Genomic DNA, 17134 nt, shown 5'->3' on the forward strand with positions numbered 1-17134 from the left:
GGAAACTCCTGATACTTTCGCTGCGGCGGCTTTGTCGTCTGGCGGTGCTGGGCGAGGGGCTCGCAGGGGCTCTACGTCTCAACGACTGCCCGGAGCACCGCGTCGATGACGGCGCCTCCGTGCGGCGCTTTTCAGCGGCCCGCCGGGCACCCTCGCCGTGGCAACCGCACCAGTCTACCCGAGCCGAATCGACCCCTCGCAGCAGTACCCGTATCCCCGATTGGCCGGCCCATTACCCCTGCCGACCGGCGGCCAAACCTCCCCGCCGGAAAAGGGTCCACCCCCGGCCGGGCAGACCGGACCGGGGGTGGGAAGGCTCAGCTCAGACCGCCGAACAGGGTGGTCACCGAACCGTCGTCGAAGACCTCCCGGATGGCCCGGGCCAGCAGCGGGGCGATCGACAGCACGGTGAGCTTGTCGAGCTGCTTCTCCGGCGGCAGCGGCAGCGTGTTGGTCACCACCACCTCGCTGATCGGGCTGTTCTTCAGCCGCTCGGTCGCCGGGTCCGACAGCAGCGCGTGGGTGGAGGCCACCACGATCTCCGCCGCGCCCTGCTCCTTGAGGATGTCCGCGGCCTTGGTGATCGTGCCACCGGTGTCGATCATGTCGTCGACGATCAGGCAGACCCGGCCCTCGACGTCACCGACCACCCGGTTCGCCACCACCTGGTTCGGCTTCAGCGGGTCCCGGGTCTTGTGGATGAACGCCAGCGGGCAGCCGCCCAGCCGGTCGGTCCAGCGCTCGGCCACCCGCACCCGACCCGAGTCCGGCGCCACCACCGTCATCGGCCGGCCCGCGTACTTGCGCTCGACGTACTCGGCGAGGATGTCCATCGCGAAGAGGTGGTCCACCGGGCCGTCGAAGAAGCCCTGGATCTGCGCGGTGTGCAGGTCGACCGTGAGGATCCGGTTCGCCCCGGCCGTCTTCAGCAGGTCGGCCACTAGGCGGGCCGAGATCGGCTCCCGGCCGCGGTGCTTCTTGTCCTGCCGGGCGTACGGGTAGAACGGCAGGACCACGGTGATCCGCTTGGCGGAGCCCCGCTTCAGCGCGTCGATCATGATCAGGGTCTCCATGACCCAGGTGTTGACGCCGTGCGTGACCGACTGGACCACGAACGCGTCGGAACCGCGTACCGAGTCCTTGAACCGCACGAAGATCTCACCGTTGGCGAACTCGTAGGCGTCGGCCGGCGTCGGCGCGACGCCGAGCACCTCACCGATCTCCTTCGCCAGCTCCGGAAACCCTCGTCCGGAGAAGAGCATCAGGCTCTTGCGGTTTTCGGCGACGATGCTGCCCATGGGCCCGTCTGCTCCCGTGTGTCGGTGGTTCCCGGCGGCGGTGGAGCCGGGGACTATTCGGTTGCAGTATGCCCCGGGTTCACCGGTCCACCCAGCGCCTCCGCACCCCCGTGGATTCAGTCACCTTCGCTTGCGGTGGCACCGGAATCCGACGCACCCTCGCGGGCCCGCCGGGCCGCCTCGGCCGCCGCCGTTCCGGCCCGCTTGCGCAGCACCCAACCGTCGACGTTGCGCTGCTGACCCCGGGCCACCGCCATCGCGCCCGGCGGCACGTCCGCGATGATCACCGAGCCGGCCGCGGTGTACGCCCCGTCGCCCACCTCCACCGGCGCCACGAACATGTTGTCGGCGCCGGTACGGGCGTGACTGCCGATGGTGGTGTGGTGCTTGGACACCCCGTCGTAGTTGACGAAGACCGTGGCGGCGCCGATGTTGCTGTGCTCGCCGATCGTGGCGTCCCCCACGTACGACAGGTGCGGCACCTTGGAACCCTCGCCGATGGTGGCCTTCTTGGTCTCCACGAACGTGCCGACCTTGGCCTTGCGCCCCAGCCGCGACTCCGGCCGCAGGTACGCGTACGGGCCGACGGTGGCCTGCGGGCCGACCTCGGCGCCCACCGCGTGGCTGCGGACCACGCTGGCGCCCTCGCCGACCGTGGTGTCGATCAGCGTGGTGTCCGGGCCGACGAGCGCGCCGGCGCCGACCACGGTGGCGCCCTGGAGCTGGGTGTTCTGGTCGATCACCGCGTCCCGCTCGACGGTGGCGGTCACGTCGATCCAGGTGGTCGCCGGGTCCAGCACGGTCACCCCGGTCCGCATCCACGCCTCGTTGACCCGGTCGCGCAGCAGCCGGCGCAGGCCGGCCAGCTCCACCCGGTCGTTGCAGCCCAGCGTCTCGGTGTGGTCGGCCGCGACGTGCACCGCAACCGGCTCGCCCGCCGAGGCGAACAGCTCGAAGACGTCGGTGAGGTATTCCTCGCCCTGGTCGTTGTCGGTGGAGAGCTTGCCCAGCGCCTCGCGCAGCCGGACCAGGTCGAAGGCGTAGATGCCGGCGTTGATCTCGCGCAGCTCGCGCTGCGCGGGGGTGGCGTCCCGCTCCTCGACGATCCGCTCCAGCCGGCCGGCGCCGTCCCGGACGATCCGCCCCAGGCCGGTCGGGTCCGGCACCGCGGCGGCCAGCACGGTCGCCGCCGCGCCGGCCCCCTCGTGCGCCTCGACCAGCGCGGCGACCGTCTCGGCGCGCAGCAGCGGCACGTCGCCGTTGAGCACCACCACCGTGCCGGTCGCGTCCGGTACGGCTTCCAGCGCGATCCGGACCGCGTGGCCGGTGCCGAGCTGCCGCTCCTGGAGCACCGGGGTGGCCTGCGGGGCGACCTCGGACAGGTGCTCACGGACCTGCTCGGCGCGGTGGCCCACCACCACGACGGTGCGCTCGGCGCCCACCGGGGCGGCGGCGGTCAGCACGTGGCCGATCAGGGTCCGGCCGAGCATCGGGTGCAGCACCTTGGGCAGGTCGGACTTCATCCGCTTGCCCTCACCGGCGGCGAGCACGACGACGGTGCGGAGGTGGGGCTGGGACACGACGCATGCTCCCGTCGGGAAGGCGGACAGTCTCGCGGCCATGCTAACCAGGCGACGAGGGACAGATCGCAGAAGCTCCCGGGAGAGGATTCGAACCCCTATAATCAGGACCAAAACCTGACGTCCTGCCATTAGACGACCCGGGAAGGTCGAAAACGGGCAAAAAGCACCCGCTGGTGGCTGACTACACCTTACCGTTCCCGGTCGGGATCTCCACCGGCCATTCCCCGCACCGTCCCCTCCATCCGCCAATACAGCGGCCTCGATCTCGGCACCTCCACCACGAGGCACCCGGCGCCCGGACGACCGCCGGGTCGGCCTCCAGCGGCACGTGCCGCACCCACAGATAGGCCGTGGACCGCGCCACCCCGAGACGGTCCGCGATGTCGGGCACGGTGCCACCCTGCGCGCGCAGCTTCAGCGCCTCGGCCCGCAGCTCATCCTTGGCCGTCGGCCGGCGGGTCAACTCCGGCGGCGGGACACCCCGCAGCAACTCCTGTACGCGGTTGCGTCCAAGGCCGGTCCGTTCCCGAATCTGCGCCACCGAGAGCCCTCCCTCCGCGCGAAGTCGCCGCACCTCGTCCCCGTCCACCTCGGCCATGACCGCAGATTAGGACAGGCGTACGACGCCGATGGGCGTTCCGCGGCCCGGGGAACCTGGCAGGATGGTCGGGTGACGGAGCGCAGCGGGGCGAACGCCGGGCGGCACGGCGAGACGGAGGGTGCCCGTCGGCGCACCCCGGCCGGCAAACCCACCCCCCGGGTACGCATGTCCGCCGGCCAACGCCGCGAGCAGCTCATCGCGATCGCCCGTCAGCTCTTCGCCGAGCGCGGTTTCGACGCCACCTCCATCGAGGAGGTCGCCGCCCGGGCCCGGGTCTCCAAGCCGGTGGTCTACGAGCACTTCGGCGGCAAGGAGGGCCTGTACGCCGTGGTGGTGGACCGGGAGGTGCGCGCCCTGCTGGACCGGATCGCCACCGCGCTGACCGCCGGGCATCCGCGCGAGCTGCTGGAGCAGGCGGCAACGGCCCTGCTCGGCTACATCGAGGAGGAGACCAGCGGCTTCCGGGTGCTGGTCCGGGAGTCGCCGGTGATGTCGGCGGCGGGCAGCTTCAGCAGCGTGATGAACGACGTGGCGCACCGGGTCGAGCACATCCTGGGCGCCGAGTTCTCGGCCCGGGGTTACGACCCGAAGCTGGCCGAGCTCTATTCGCAGGCACTGGTGGGGATGGTGGCGTTGGCTGGCCGGTGGTGGCTGGAGGTGCGCGAGCCGGGCAAGGAGACGGTCGCCGCGCACCTGGTCAACCTGGCCTGGAACGGGCTGTCGCACCTGGAGGCGACGCCCGGCCTGATCGCCGTCCGGGGCGAGTGAGGCCCGGTCAGTGGTTGCCGGAGACGGTGGGCCGGCGGTGCCGGGCCTCCACGGCGGCGTGCTCGTCCGGGCCGACCTTGTCGTAGAGGCCGGTGGCGAGCAGCAGCAGCCCGAACAGCAGCGACACGATCACCGTGGACATCGAGAAGTTGAGGAAGTTCGCGCTGGTCTGGAGCACGCTCATCATCAGCACCCCGGTGACCATGAAGACCACCCCGGCGGTCAGGTTCATGTAGTGGCCGAGGTTGCTGCGCCGGGACGCCCCGATCATCAGGATGATCCCGAAGATCACCGACACCAGCGAGAACGCCAGGTTGGTGCGGAGCCCGAGGGCCCAGTGGCTGCCCCGGTCGAAGAGCGACTCACCCCAGGTCTCGACGACGCCGTAGACCCCGAAGACCAGGATGTAGAGCCCGACCAGACCGGCGAAGACCCGGTATAGCGGGCGCGCCGGGTGGTTCACCGGGAAATGCGCCATGACCGCCTCCGTCCAGCGATGACCGATTCCTCGGAATTGTCGCGTACGTCGGCGGAACTGTCCGCCGAAACACCGGGGGCACGAGCGGAAAGGCCGGAGAACGACAAGTCCCGGCCCCGCGACGGCGGGACCGGGACCGGAGAACGCGGCTCAGAGCACCAGGCGGGCCTTCTCCCAGGCCTCCTTCTCCTCCTCGGTGCCGACCTTGCCGTACATGCTGACCATCAGCAGCACCAGGGCCAGGGTCAGGGTGACCACCACGGTGGCGATGCTGAAGTTGAGGATGTTGGCGTCGGTCTGGATGAAGGCGAGCGCGGCCAGGCCGATCGCCATCAGGGCGTACGCCAGGTAGCCGTTGATCACGACGTCGCGGTTGCGGCCGAGCACGGTGCCGGCCAGCACGGCCGCCCCGATTCCGATGGCGAGCAGCGAGAATGCCAGATTCGTGCCCTGGCCGAGGGACCGGGTGTCATTCTGGGCGAAGAAGTCGTCGCCGAGGCTGGCGATGACGCCGAGCACTCCGAAGACCACGTAGTACAGACCAACGAGCCCGCCGATCGCCCGGTAGATCGGCCGCGCGGGGTGGTTGACGGGGGTGTGGGCCATGTCTGTGTCTCCAAGACCGTTCGGGTGAGGGGTCGCGAACAATTCTCCCGCATGCCGGCCTGTGACGCCGCACACCCCCCACCCGGGGGTCGGTCAGCCCTCCGGCAGCTGCTCGGCCAGGCCGAGCCACGCCTCCTCGGTCCGCTCCCGCTCGGCCCGCAACTCCTTCAGCTGGGCGTCCAGCTCGGCCACCCGGGCGTAGTCGGTGGCGTGCGTGGCGAGTTGTTCGAGCAGGGCCGCCTCCTTCTGCTCCAGCCTGGCGACCTGCCGCTCCAGCTTGCCGAGCTCCTTGCGCGCGGTGCGTACCTCGGCGGCCGACATGCCGGACCGGTCCGCGCCGGCCGTGGCGGGGGTGAGGTCGGCGGGCGCCGGGCCACCGGCCGCGGCGGCGCGGGCCAGGTATTCGTCGACACCGCCGGGCAGGTGCACCAGCCGGCCGTCGCCGAACATCCCGTACGCGGACTCGGTGACCCGCTCGATGAGGTACCGGTCGTGGCTGGCCACGATGATCGTGCCCGGCCACGAGTCGAGCAGGTCCTCCAGCGCGGCCAGGGTGTCGGTATCCAGGTCGTTGGTGGGCTCGTCGAAGAGGAGCACGTTCGGCTCACCGGCCAGCAGCCGGAGCATCTGGAGTCGTCGGCGCTCCCCGCCGGAGAGGTCGCTGACCGGGGTCCAGAGCCGCCGGTCGTCGAAGCCGAAGACCTCGGCGAGCTGGGCGGCGGAGATCTCCCGGTCGCCGAGCTGCACCCGGCGGGCGACCTCCTCGACGGCCTCCAGGACGCGCAGGTGCCCGGGCAGCTCGGCCAGCTCCTGGGAGAGGAACGCCGGCTTGACCGTGGAACCGGTGTGGAACCGGCCGCCGTCGGGGCGGGTGATCCCGGCCAGCATCCGCAGCAGGGTGGTCTTGCCGGCGCCGTTGCGGCCCAGGATCGCGATCCGGTCGCCGGGGCCGACCTGCCAGGTGGTGCCGTGCAGGATCTCCTTGGGCCCGGCGTGCAGCCGCACGTCCGCCAGGTCGTACACCTGCTTGCCGAGCCGAGCGGTGGCCATCCGCTGCAACGACATGGTGTCGCGCGGCGGCGGCACGTCGTCGATGAGCGCGTTGGCGGCGTCGATCCGGAACTTCGGCTTGGAGGTACGCGCGGGCGGGCCGCGGCGCAGCCAGGCGATCTCCTTGCGGAGCAGGTTCTGCCGGCGGGCCTCGGTGGCGGCGGCGACCCGCTGCCGCTCGGCGCGGGCCAGGATCCAGGCGGCGAAGCCGCCCTCGTACGCCCGGACGGTCTGGTCGGCGACCTCCCAGGTGGTGGTGCAGACCGCGTCCAGGAACCAGCGGTCGTGGGTGACCACGGCGAGCGCGCCCTTGCGGGTGACCAGGTGCCGGGCCAGCCAGTCGACGCCGCCCACGTCCAGGTGGTTGGTGGGCTCGTCGAGGATCAGCAGGTCGGCCTCGCGGACCAGCAGCGCGGCCAGCGCCACCCGGCGGCGCTCACCACCGGACATCGGGCCGACCGGCTGGTCCAGGCCGAGGTGGGGCATGCCGAGGCCGTCGAGGATGGCCCGGACCCCGGCGTCACCGGCCCACTCGTGCTCGGCGCCCATGCTCTGCGCCAGCCAGGCAGTGCCCAGGACGACGTCCCGGACGGTCGCCTCGGCGTCCAGGGTGAGGCTCTGCGGCAGCCAGAGCACCCGCAGGTCACGCCGGTGGGTGACCCGGCCGTCGTCCGGCTCCTCCTGCTTGGTGAGCATCCGCAGCAGGGTCGACTTGCCGGCCCCGTTGAGGCCGACCACGCCGATCCGGTCGGCGTCGTCCAGGCCGAGCGAGACGTCGGTGAGCAGCTGACCGGCCGCGCCGTAGCCCTTGGACACCCGGTCCAGGTTGACGATGTTGGCCACGACCCCACCCACCTCCATGATCAAGGCGTCCCGGTGCCGGCGGGCACGGGACGCCTGAGGTCTTCCAGGGTACGCGGTCCCGCCGCGACGAAGGACAGCCGGCGCTTCTCGGGGTGGTTCCGGGGATCTCCCCGATGGTGCCCGGCGAGCGGTCGAAACTACAGTCACGCCGTGACGGACCCCAAGATCAGCATGACGACAACCAACCGTGAGGTCCGGCGTCGGCACCAGGTACTGACCGTGGCGGCCTGCGGAGTTCTCCTGGGCGCGGTCGACCTGCTGCTGCAGCGCACCCTGCCGTACCCCTGGGCGAACCTCGCCAACTCCAGCGCCGTCTGGGCGCTGGGCGCGTTCGGCATCGGCTGGTGGCTCCGCGCCGGCTGGTGGCGGTCAGCCCTTGCCGGGATCGTGCTGCTGGTCGTCGCCGTTCAGGTCTACCACCTCACGGCGGCGGTCGTGATGGACGACGACGTGCAGATGCTGTGGTCCCCGACGGGGATCATGTGGTCGGCCTTCGGAGTCCTCGCCGGCGCGCTCTTCGGAGCGGCGGGCGGGCTGACCCACGACCGCCGACCATGGCTGCGGCCGATCGCCGTGGCCATGCCCGGCGCGGTCCTGCTCGCCGAGGCGGCGATGCTCGTCGATCGCAGCGACAACCCCGGCCGCGGACCGAACTACCGGACCGACAGCCTGCAGACCGCGGCGATCGAAGCGATCCTCGGTGTCGCCCTGATCCTGCTCGTCGCGCGGACGAACCGGGTACGTCTGCTGGCGCTCACCGCGGCGATCGTGCTCGCCGCGATCGGCTTCGCCGGGTTCACCGTCGCCGGCTTCGGCGACTGAGCTGTCCGCTTCCCCGACGCGCCGCCGCCACCTCCCGGACGTGCCGGTCGGGACGGCGAGCCGGGTGCGGTGGCTCCCGCTCGCCGGTCAGACGACGCGGGCCCCCGGCATCGGGCCGTGGGCGGCCCGGGCGGCCCGGCACACCCCGGCGGCCTCGATCTCGGCGGCGATCCGCTCCGCGTCCGACCCGTCGGCGGCGAGGAAGACGCAGGTCGGGCCGGAGCCGGAGACGAGGCCGGCGAGCGCGCCGGCGGCCTCGCCGGCCTTCAGCGTCGCCGCGAGGGCCGGGCGCAGGGAGAGCGCGGCGGCCTGCATGTCGTTGCCCAGGGCGGCAGCCAGCACCGCCGGGTCCCGCTGCCGCAGGGCGGCGAGCAGAGCGTCGGCGCTGCCCAGCGGCGCTGCCGCGGCGCCGGCGGCGCGCAGCCGGTCCAGCTCGCGGTAGACCTCCGGGGTGGACAGGCCACCGTCGGCGACCGCCACCACCCAGTGCCAGCTGGTCGGCCGGGCCAGCACCGGGCTGACCGCCTCGCCCCGCCCGGTGCCGAGCGCGGTGCCGCCGTGGATCAGGAAGGGCACGTCGGAGCCGAGGCCGGCGGCGATGGCCGCCAGCTCGTCCCGGGACAGGCCGGTCCCCCACAGCGCGTCGCAGGCGACCAGGGCCGCCGCGGCGTCGGCGCTGCCGCCGGCCAGCCCGCCCGCCAGCGGGATCTGCTTGCGCAGGTGCAGCCGGGCGTACGGCGGCACCCCGGCGTACGCGGCGAGGGCGTGGGCCGCCCGGATCACCAGGTTGGAGTCGTCCAGGGCCAGCTCGCCGGTGCCCTCCCCCTCCATGGTGAGGGTGAGGGTGTCGCCCCGGCGGGCGGTCAGCTCGTCGTGCAGCGAGATCGCGTGGTAGACGGTGTTCAGCTCGTGGTAGCCGTCGGGGCGCAGCGGACCCACCCCGAGATGCAGGTTGATCTTCGCCGGGACCCGGACCCGCACCGGGCCACTGGCTCCGCGCAGCCGCGGCTCGTCCTCGTCGTCCGGTCCCCAGGCCTCGGTCACGGGGCGACGTCCCGAATCCGCGACCGGACCTCGCACGGCTTCTCCACGATCAACTCCTCGGCGGGCACGGCGTCAGCCTACTTCGCGGGCGGCGTACCGACCGGGGCCGACGCGGCGATCGCGGCGAACTGCTCGACGGTCAGCGACTCGCCCCGGGCCCCCGGGTCCACCCCGGCGGCGGTGAGCGCGGCGGCGGCCCGGTCCGGTCCACCGGCCCAGCCGGCCAAGGCCGCCCGCAACGTCTTGCGACGCTGGGCGAACGCCGCGTCGACCACCGCGAAGACGGCCTTCCGGGCCACGTCGGCGCGGGGCGGTTCGCGGCGGGTGAAGGCGACCAGCCCGGAGTCGACGTTCGGCACCGGCCAGAAGACGTTCGGCGGCACCTTGCCGGCGGCCCGGGCGTGGGCGTACCAGGCGAGCTTCACCGACGGGATGCCGTACACCTTGGAGCCGGGACCGGCGACCAGCCGGTCGGCGACCTCCTTCTGCACCATCACCAGGCCCTGGCGCAGGCTGGGCAGCTCGGCCAGCAGGTGCAGCACCACCGGCACCGCGACGTTGTAGGGCAGGTTCGCCACCAGCGCGGTCGGCGGCGGATCGGCCAGCTCGGCGGCGGTGACCCGCAGCGCGTCGGCCCGGTGGACGGTGAGCCGGTCGGCGGCCGGCCCGGCGAACCGGGCGGCGGTCTCCGGCAGCGCGCCGGCCAGCGTCGGGTCGATCTCCACCGCGTGCACGTGGGCGGCGGCCGGCAGCAGGGCCAGGGTAAGCGAGCCGAGCCCGGGGCCGACCTCCAGCGCCACGTCCTCCGCGGCCAGCCCGGCGGCGGCGACGATCCGGCGCACCGTGTTCGGGTCGTGCACGAAGTTCTGGCCGAGCTTCTTGGTCGGCGCGACGCCGAGGCGCGCGGCGAGTTCCCGGATCTCCGCCGGGCCGAGGAGACCGGTCACGCCCCGTAGCGTAGCGGCGGGATCGGAGCCGCTCACCACGGGCCGAAGGCGCGCTCGCCGTTGGCCGAGATGGCCGCGCAGAGCTCGTCCAGGTCGGCGCCGGTGGTCGCGGCGAGCGACCGGACCGTCAGCGGGATCAGGTACGACGCGTTCGGCCGCCCCCGGTACGGCATCGGGGTGAGGTACGGCGCGTCGGTCTCCACCAGGAGCTGGTCGATCGGGGTGACCGCCGCCGCCTCGCGCAGCGCACCGGCGCTGCCGAAGGTGACCGTGCCGGCGAAGCTGAGCAGGAAGCCCCGGCGGACGCACTCCCGGGCGAAGTCCGCGTCCCCGGAGAAGCAGTGCATCACCACCGTGTCCGGGGCGCCCTCGTCGTCGACGATCCGCAGCACGTCGGCGTGCGCGTCCCGGTCGTGGATGACCAGCGCCCGACCGTGCCGCCTGGCGATGGCGATGTGCGCCCGGAAGCTCTCCTCCTGCGCGGCCCGCCCCTCGTCGCCGGTGCGGAAGAAGTCCATCCCGGTCTCGCCGACGCCCCGGACCCGGTCGTCGGCGGCCAGGGCCTCGATCTCGCGCAACGCCTCGTCCAGGTCGGCCAGCCGGGGCGCCTCGTTCGGGTGCAGCGCGACGGTGGCCAGCACCGCCGGGTACCGCCGGGCCACCTCGACCCCCCAGCGGGAGGAGGGCACGTCCACGCCGACCTGCACCAGCCGGTCGACGCCGACGGCGGCGGCCACCTCGATCGCCGCCGCCACCGGATCCCCGGCGTCCCCACCACCCGGGACGGGTCCGCCGTACTCGCCGACGGTGATGTCCAGGTGGGTGTGGCTGTCCGGCACCGGGCGGGGCAACGCCTCCGGCGCGGGCGGGAACTCGCCGGCCCGGCGGGCGGCACGCTGCTTGCGGGTCTCGGTCTGCTCGCTCATCGTCGCCAGCATCACACACCCGCGTACGCCCGGGGTCTCCCACCCGTGACCGGCCGTTCACCTGCCCGGAACCTGCCGCGCCTAGCGTCCGCGCTGTGACGGTCACCCCACAGGCCAGCGGCGCCGCCACCGGGCGGGCCGGGCTGCACGTGACGTACGACGGTGCGGTGTACCCGGCGGAGGAGATCGCCCGGGGTGCGGCGTACGAGCTGTTCAGCGCCGACGAGGCGGCCGGCTTCGAGTGGGCGCCCCGGCCGGGTGGGCCGCTGCCCTGGCACCGGTTCGTGCACGCGACCGAGGTGAGCGCGGTGCACGGGGGGCCGCCCCTGGGCGAGGAGCCCGAGGCGCCGCTGCTGCTGCCGCTGCACCGGGAGCACGGCTGGGCCCGGGTGCACCAGCTCAGCCAGCAACCGGACGCGGCCGGCGACCCGATGCTCACGGCGGTCCGCGCCTCGGCGACGGTCCGGCCCGGCACCCGGATGGTGAAGGTGCTCTCCGCCCGGCAGCTCGCCGGCCACGTACGCGGCTGGCTGCCGCACGGCTTCTGCTACCGCGAGCACGACGTGGCGCACCTGCGTACCCCCGCCGCCCTGGCGGTGCTGCGCGGCGACGGACCGGTCGGGCGGGACGGCCTGGACGTGGCGTACGCGCTGCGCTGGCGGGCCGCGGACCCGGCCGACTACGACGTGCCGGCGGGCCCCGAGCACCGAGGCCTGACCGCGCTGCCGGCCCGGGACCGGCTGGGCCCGGCGGTGCTCGGCACCGGCTTCGTCCCCAGCAACGGGCAGCTGATCCCCGAGTTCGTCACCCGGGACTTCGCCGACCTGCCGATGCCGGCGAACGCCACCCTGCTGGCCTACCCGGCCGACGGGACGGAGGTGGTGCTCTACAGCTACCAGGCCGAGCAGCGGGGGTGGCTGCGGATGGCCGGGCCGCAGTGGCGGCACCTGCTGGCCGCCGCGCCGGGCCTGCACCCCGACCAGGAGTACGTGCCGACCGGCGACGTGCCCCGCGCCACGCAGCTCGTCGGCGGCTACGCCGGCAGCGAGTACGAGGCGGTCGCCGACCAGCCGGGCGGGTTCCGGGTGCTGGCGATGACCCGGGCGGCCCGCTACCCGGTGGACTCGGCGGCCCGCCGGCTGCGGTATGCGACCTGGCGGGGCGTGCCGTGCCTGGTGCTGCGGGAGGAGGCGGACTGGCTGCGGCTGCGGCTGCGCCGCCCGGATCCGGACGCGGTGGCCGTGACCGGGGCGCAGTGCCACGAACGGGGCGTGTACGAGGCGTGGGCCCCGGCGGCGGAGCTGGCCGAGGACCGGGTGGTGGACCTGCCGTATCCGCTGGCATAACGGGGGCCGGGTCGGGAAAGCGCGCGACGTCAGACCGCCGAGCGACTGGAGAACCGACATGCCCTTCGTCACCGTCGGCACGGAGAACTCCGCGCCCATCGACCTGTACTACGAGGACCACGGCTCCGGCCAACCGGTCGTGCTGATCCACGGCTTCCCGTTCAACGGGGCCACCTGGGAGAAGGTGTCCCAGCCGCTGATGGCGGCCGGCTACCGGGTGATCACCTACGACCGGCGCGGGTACGGCGCCTCGGCGCAGCCCGCGATGGGCTACAACTACGACACCTTCGCCGCCGACCTCGACGTGCTGATGACCGAGCTGGACCTGCGTAACGCGATCCTGGTCGGGCACTCGATGGGCACCGGCGAGGTGACCCGCTACCTGGGCCGGTACGGCTCGGACCGGGTGGACCGGGCGGTGCTGATGGCCCCGCTGGCGCCGATGCTGGTGCAGTCCGCCGACAACCCGGAGGGCGTCCCGAAGAGCCTCTTCGACGGCTTCCAGCAGGCGATCGTCGCCGACCGGTTCGCGTACCTCACCCAGTTCTGTGACGCCTTCTTCAACTACAGCGAGAACAAGGGCAGGTGGGTCAGCGAGGAGGCGTACCGGGCGCACTGGCAGATCGGCGCGATGGCGTCGGCCAAGGGCACCCACGACTCGGTGGACGCCTGGCAGGAGGACTTCCGGCCGGACCTGCCGAACATCAACGTACCGGTGCTGATCATCCAGGGCGACAAGGACAACGTGCTGCCGTACGAGAAGACCGGCGCGCGGTTGCAGCACATGCTCTCCGACGTCCGGCTGGTCACCCTGAAGGGGGCGCCGCACGGCACGCCGTGGACCCACCCGACCGAGGTGAACCAGGCGATCATGGAGTTCATCGGCGCGCCGAAGATGGCCCGCGCCTGACCCCACCGACGACCGCGGCCCCGGGGGAAGCACCCCGGGGCCGCGTCGTCGCAGGTACGGCTCAGCCGGCCAGCCGGGCCAGCTCCTCGTCGACGATGGACGGGTCGAGCTTGCGGAACACCGGCTTCGGCGCCGCGAGCGGCCGGCCCACCTCCAGCGGCACGGACTCCCAGCGCGCCCCGACGGTGTAGTCACCGGTCAGCACGGGGTACGCCGGCCCGCCGTCGAGGTCCTCGACCTCCTCGATGCGCGGCATCGGCGCGTGCACGCCGGTGCCGCCGAGCAGCTCGTGGATCTGCTGCGCGGAGTGCGGCAGGAACGGGGTGAGCAGCGTGTTGGCGTCGCTGACCACCTGGAGGGCGACGTGCAGGATGGTGCCCATCCGCGGCTTGTCGTCCTCGCCCTTGAGCTTCCAGGGCGCCTGGTCGGAGAGGTACCTGTTGGCCTCGGCGACCACCCGCATCGCCTCGCCGATGGCCTGCTTCTGCCGGTGCCGGGCGATCAGGTCGCCGACTCCTGCGAAGCCGGCCCGCGCGGTGGCGAGCAGCGCCTCGTCGGCGTCGGTGAGCCCGGCCGGGTCGACCGGCGGGATCGCCCCGAAGTTCTTCGCCGCCATCGAGACGGAGCGGTTGACCAGGTTGCCCCAGCCGGCGACCAGCTCGTCGTTGTTGCGGCGGAGGAACTCCGCCCAGGTGAAGTCGGTGTCGTTGCTCTCCGGCCCGGCGACGGCGATGAAGTAGCGCAGCGCGTCGGCGTCGTACCGCTCGAGGAAGTCCCGGACGTAGATGACGACCTTGCGGGAGGAGGAGAACTTGCGCCCCTCCATGGTCAGGTATTCGCTGGAGACCACCTCGGTGGGCAGGTTCAGCCGACCCAGCTCGCCCGGCTCGCCGTCCCGCGACCCCGCGCCGGAGTAGCCGCCGAGCAGCGCCGGCCAGATCACCGAGTGGAAGACGATGTTGTCCTTGCCCATGAAGTAGTAGCCGGGCGAGTCCTTGCCCTCCCCGTCGGCGGACCACCACCTGCGCCAGGCCTCGGGGTCGCCGGTGCGGCGGGCCCACTCGATGGAGGCCGACAGGTAGCCGATCACCGCGTCGAACCAGACGTAGATCCGCTTGTCGCCCCGGTCCCGCCAGCCGTCGAGCGGGATCGGCACCCCCCACTCCAGGTCCCGGGTGATGGCCCGGGGCTGGAGGTCGTCGAGGAGGTTGCGGGAGAACCGCAGCACGTTGGGACGCCAGCCCTCCCGGCTGTCCAGCCAGCCGCGCAGCGCCTCGGCCAGGGCGGGCAGGTCCAGGAAGAAGTGCTCGGTCTCGACGAACTCCGGCGTCTCCCCGTTGATCTTCGACCTGGGGTTGATCAGGTCGATCGGGTCGAGCTGGTTGCCGCAGTTGTCGCACTGGTCGCCGCGGGCGCTGTCGTAGCCGCAGATCGGGCAGGTGCCCTCGATGTAGCGGTCGGGCAGCGTCCGGCCGGTGGACGGGGAGATCGCCCCGGTGGTGACCTTGGGGACGATGTAGCCGTTGCGGTGCAGCCCGGTGAAGAGCTCCTGCACCACCGCGTAGTGGTTGCGGGTGGTGGTCCGGGTGAACAGGTCGTACGACAGGCCCAGCGCCCGCAGGTCCTCGGCGATCACCCGGTTGTACCGGTCGGCCAGCTCCCGCGGGGTGACCCCCTCGGCGTCGGCCTGCACCTGGATCGGGGTGCCGTGCTCGTCGGTGCCGGAGACCATGAGCACGTCGTGGCCGGCCATCCGCATGTACCGGGCGAAGACGTCGGAGGGAACGCCGAATCCGGATACGTGGCCGATGTGGCGCGGACCGTTGGCGTAGGGCCAGGCGACCGCGGCGAGAACGTGACTCATGACCAGCAAGCCTAGTGACCGTGCGCCGGGACCGACCAACCAATAGGGGTGTGTGGTGGCGAGACGCTCCCCGAACCTGCCCGATTTGTCGCCGACACGCGGGCTGAGCTGCCTGCCCACCCCGCCCGGGCGGTGTCCAATGAACGCCGTGACGGGCAGACCAGCCGTACCTGGCCGCGACGACCCACCCACCGGGGCGGTGGACGGGGGCGAGCACCGGCGTACCCGGGCCCGGCCCCCGCTCGGTGGTGCGGTGGGCCCGCGCGGGGGCGCGGTCGCCCCGCACCCCCGGCCCGGGGCGGGGGGCCCGGACGACCGCGCCGAGGCGGAGGTCGAGCCGACCACCGGCGCGCCGGTGGACGCCGTGCCGCGCCGGGTCCCGGTCCGGCAACCCCACCGCTGGCACCGGCGCGGACCCGACGCCGACCCCGACGCCGGCCCGGTCTTCTGGGCGCCGATCGAGGAGGTGCACTGGGACGGCACACCGCTGCGGGAGGAGCCGGCCGGCCGCCGGGACCGGACCCCGCGCGAGGGCCGCTCCCGGCGGGTGGCGGCGCGTCCGCCCCGGCCACCGGAGCCGCACCGCGGGCTGGCCGTGGTCGTCACGTTGAGCCTGGTGGCGGCGTTCTTCGGCTGGGTCAGCGCCGGCCCGTTCTGGCTGGCGGTCGGGCACGCCACCCGGGGCGCGGTGGTGATCGGCGACTGCACGGGCGACGGGTTGGGTCAGCGCTGCCGGGGGATCTTCACCGCCGAGGGCGAGCGGTTCCGGGCGTACGGGGTGCGGGTCAGCGGCGTGCCACGGGAGCGCGCCACCGCCGGCGCCACGCTGCCGGCCCGGATGACCGGGGCGGGCGGCGGCACCGCGTACGCCGACACCGGCATCGGGCGGCACCTGCGCTGGCTGCTCGGGCTGCTGCTGGTGGTGGCCTGCGGCGCGGGGATCGCCCGGTGGAGCGGGGCCACCCGGCTGCCCGACCCGCGTACCCGGCGCTGGGCGGTGGTCGGAGCGTTCGGCGGGCCGCTGCTGATCACCGTCGGCTTCCTGGTCGCGGCCTGGTGAGTGTTAAGAGGGGGCCCTTCCTATACCGGAGGCGTTAACAGGGGGCCCTTCCTTGCACCTCAGCTGTGCACGACGGTGTAGACGTCCCGGCGGCGCAGGCCGTACCCGGTGGCGACCTCGGTGATCGCGTCCCGGCGGGACAGCCCGGCGGCCTCCCGCTCGGCGACGGCGGCGCGCAGCGTGTCGTCGTCCGGCCGCTCGGCCGGCGTGGCCGGCGCCCCGGCGACGACCAGGGTGATCTCGCCGCGCGGCTCGCCCTGCGCGGCCCACTCGGCCAGCTCGCCCAGCGGCCGGCGGACGATCTCCTCGTAGGTCTTGGTCAGCTCCCGGCAGAGCGCGGCGGGCCGGTCGGCGCCGAAGACGGCGGCCAGGTCGGCCAGCGAGGCGGTGATCCGGTGCGGGGCCTCGAAGAAGACCAGGGTGCGTTCCTCGGCGGCCAGCGAGCGCAGCCGGGACCGCCGTCCGGCGGGGGTGCGGGGCAGGAAGCCCTCGAAGCAGAACCGGTCGCAGGGCAGGCCGGACAGGGCCAGGGCGGTGGTCACCGCGCTCGGCCCGGGGGCCGCCGTGACGGGCAGCCCGGCGTCCAGCGCGGCCCGGACCAGCCGGTAGCCCGGGTCGGAGACGCTCGGCATGCCGCCGTCGGTGACCACCGCGACGACGTAGCCGGCGGTCAGCACGTCGACCAGCTCCGGGGTACGCCGCTCCTCGTTGCCCTCGAAGTAGGAGACGATCCGGCCCGGGATCTGGACGTCGAGGTCGCGCGCCAGCCGGGTGAGCCGGCGGGTGTCCTCGGCGGCCACCACGTCGGCGGTGGCGAGCACCTCGCGGAACCGGGCGGAGGCGTCGGCGGGGTTGCCGAGCGGCGCGCCGAGCAGGATCAGGCGGCCGGTTTCGGACATTGCACCCACTGGCGGCACTCCTTCATCGATATCGGTGCCAGGTTCGGGGACGACGGACGCCACCGGGC

15 protein-coding genes, 1 tRNA gene and 1 pseudogene are annotated in these 17134 nt (G+C 73.4%); 5 read left to right on the plus strand and 12 right to left on the minus strand.

What is annotated here, in order from left to right; all coding sequences use genetic code 11:
• Positions 1-317: 317 nt before the first annotated feature.
• The 4 genes and pseudogenes from GA0070564_RS03775 to GA0070564_RS03790 all read right to left on the minus strand — a co-directional run bounded on the left by GA0070564_RS03775 (position 318) and on the right by GA0070564_RS03790 (position 3479).
• Positions 318-1298, minus strand: a complete 981-nt coding sequence (locus GA0070564_RS03775; RefSeq protein WP_091602470.1) for a ribose-phosphate diphosphokinase — start codon at positions 1296-1298, stop codon at positions 318-320.
• Between the two features lie 53 nt (positions 1299-1351).
• A pseudogene (gene glmU, locus GA0070564_RS03780) lies at positions 1352-2920 on the minus strand (bifunctional UDP-N-acetylglucosamine diphosphorylase/glucosamine-1-phosphate N-acetyltransferase GlmU).
• Between the two features lie 33 nt (positions 2921-2953).
• Positions 2954-3024, minus strand: a tRNA-Gln gene (locus GA0070564_RS03785).
• Between the two features lie 38 nt (positions 3025-3062).
• Positions 3063-3479, minus strand: a complete 417-nt coding sequence (locus GA0070564_RS03790) for a helix-turn-helix domain-containing protein (RefSeq protein ID WP_091602476.1) — start codon at positions 3477-3479, stop codon at positions 3063-3065.
• Between the two features lie 72 nt (positions 3480-3551).
• Here GA0070564_RS03790 and GA0070564_RS03795 point away from each other — a divergent pair, with 72 nt between their 5' ends.
• A complete protein-coding gene (locus tag GA0070564_RS03795; protein WP_091602479.1) occupies positions 3552-4250 on the plus strand; it encodes a TetR/AcrR family transcriptional regulator in 699 nt (232 codons plus the stop codon).
• A 7-nt stretch (positions 4251-4257) separates the two neighbouring features.
• Here GA0070564_RS03795 and GA0070564_RS03800 read toward each other — a convergent pair whose 3' ends face one another.
• The 3 genes from GA0070564_RS03800 to GA0070564_RS03810 all read right to left on the minus strand — a co-directional run bounded on the left by GA0070564_RS03800 (position 4258) and on the right by GA0070564_RS03810 (position 7227).
• The gene (locus GA0070564_RS03800) at positions 4258-4728 is read right to left on the minus strand and encodes a DUF4383 domain-containing protein (protein ID WP_091602482.1); all 471 of its coding nucleotides are present in this window, start codon (positions 4726-4728) and stop codon (positions 4258-4260) included.
• A 150-nt stretch (positions 4729-4878) separates the two neighbouring features.
• The gene (locus GA0070564_RS03805; protein ID WP_091602485.1) at positions 4879-5334 is read right to left on the minus strand and encodes a DUF4383 domain-containing protein; all 456 of its coding nucleotides are present in this window, start codon (positions 5332-5334) and stop codon (positions 4879-4881) included.
• Positions 5335-5427: 93 nt separating this feature from the next.
• A complete protein-coding gene (locus GA0070564_RS03810) occupies positions 5428-7227 on the minus strand; it encodes an ABC-F family ATP-binding cassette domain-containing protein (protein WP_091604516.1) in 1800 nt (599 codons plus the stop codon).
• A gap of 171 nt (positions 7228-7398) precedes the next feature.
• Between GA0070564_RS03810 and GA0070564_RS03815 the strand changes: the two genes are divergently transcribed.
• Positions 7399-8070 carry a DUF6518 family protein gene (locus GA0070564_RS03815; RefSeq protein ID WP_091602488.1) on the plus strand — a complete coding sequence of 224 codons (672 nt, stop codon included), beginning with the start codon at positions 7399-7401 and terminating at the stop codon, positions 8068-8070.
• 87 nt (positions 8071-8157) lie between these two features.
• On the opposite strand, the gene GA0070564_RS03820 is transcribed toward GA0070564_RS03815, so the two are convergent.
• From GA0070564_RS03820 to GA0070564_RS03830, 3 genes are all read right to left on the minus strand, one after another.
• Entirely contained in the window at positions 8158-9114 is a 957-nt protein-coding gene (locus tag GA0070564_RS03820; protein ID WP_091602491.1) for a 4-(cytidine 5'-diphospho)-2-C-methyl-D-erythritol kinase, read from the minus strand.
• Positions 9115-9191: 77 nt separating this feature from the next.
• Entirely contained in the window at positions 9192-10061 is an 870-nt protein-coding gene (gene rsmA, locus GA0070564_RS03825; RefSeq protein ID WP_091602497.1) for a 16S rRNA (adenine(1518)-N(6)/adenine(1519)-N(6))-dimethyltransferase RsmA, read from the minus strand.
• A 32-nt stretch (positions 10062-10093) separates the two neighbouring features.
• Positions 10094-10999: a TatD family hydrolase gene (locus GA0070564_RS03830; protein ID WP_091604519.1), complete on the minus strand. Its 906-nt coding sequence runs from the start codon at positions 10997-10999 to the stop codon at positions 10094-10096.
• Between the two features lie 83 nt (positions 11000-11082).
• On the opposite strand from GA0070564_RS03830, the gene GA0070564_RS03835 reads away from it, so the two are divergent.
• Both GA0070564_RS03835 and GA0070564_RS03840 read left to right on the plus strand, forming a co-directional pair.
• Positions 11083-12333, plus strand: a complete 1251-nt coding sequence (locus GA0070564_RS03835; RefSeq protein WP_091602500.1) for a hypothetical protein — start codon at positions 11083-11085, stop codon at positions 12331-12333.
• 58 nt (positions 12334-12391) lie between these two features.
• Positions 12392-13243 carry an alpha/beta fold hydrolase gene (locus GA0070564_RS03840; RefSeq protein WP_091602503.1) on the plus strand — a complete coding sequence of 284 codons (852 nt, stop codon included), beginning with the start codon at positions 12392-12394 and terminating at the stop codon, positions 13241-13243.
• Positions 13244-13304: 61 nt separating this feature from the next.
• Here the strand turns inward: GA0070564_RS03840 and metG are convergent, their stop codons facing one another.
• Positions 13305-15107 carry a methionine--tRNA ligase gene (gene metG, locus GA0070564_RS03845; protein WP_091602506.1) on the minus strand — a complete coding sequence of 601 codons (1803 nt, stop codon included), beginning with the start codon at positions 15105-15107 and terminating at the stop codon, positions 13305-13307.
• A 148-nt stretch (positions 15108-15255) separates the two neighbouring features.
• Between metG and GA0070564_RS03850 the strand changes: the two genes are divergently transcribed.
• The gene (locus GA0070564_RS03850) at positions 15256-16167 is read left to right on the plus strand and encodes a hypothetical protein (protein ID WP_245669803.1); all 912 of its coding nucleotides are present in this window, start codon (positions 15256-15258) and stop codon (positions 16165-16167) included.
• 59 nt (positions 16168-16226) lie between these two features.
• On the opposite strand, the gene rsmI is transcribed toward GA0070564_RS03850, so the two are convergent.
• Positions 16227-17066, minus strand: coding sequence for a 16S rRNA (cytidine(1402)-2'-O)-methyltransferase (rsmI, locus tag GA0070564_RS03855; RefSeq protein ID WP_425412420.1), 840 nt, complete (start codon positions 17064-17066; stop codon positions 16227-16229).
• Positions 17067-17134 lie beyond the last annotated feature (68 nt).

This window comes from Micromonospora mirobrigensis (assembly GCF_900091555.1).
GTDB classification, from domain to species: domain Bacteria; phylum Actinomycetota; class Actinomycetes; order Mycobacteriales; family Micromonosporaceae; genus Micromonospora; species Micromonospora mirobrigensis.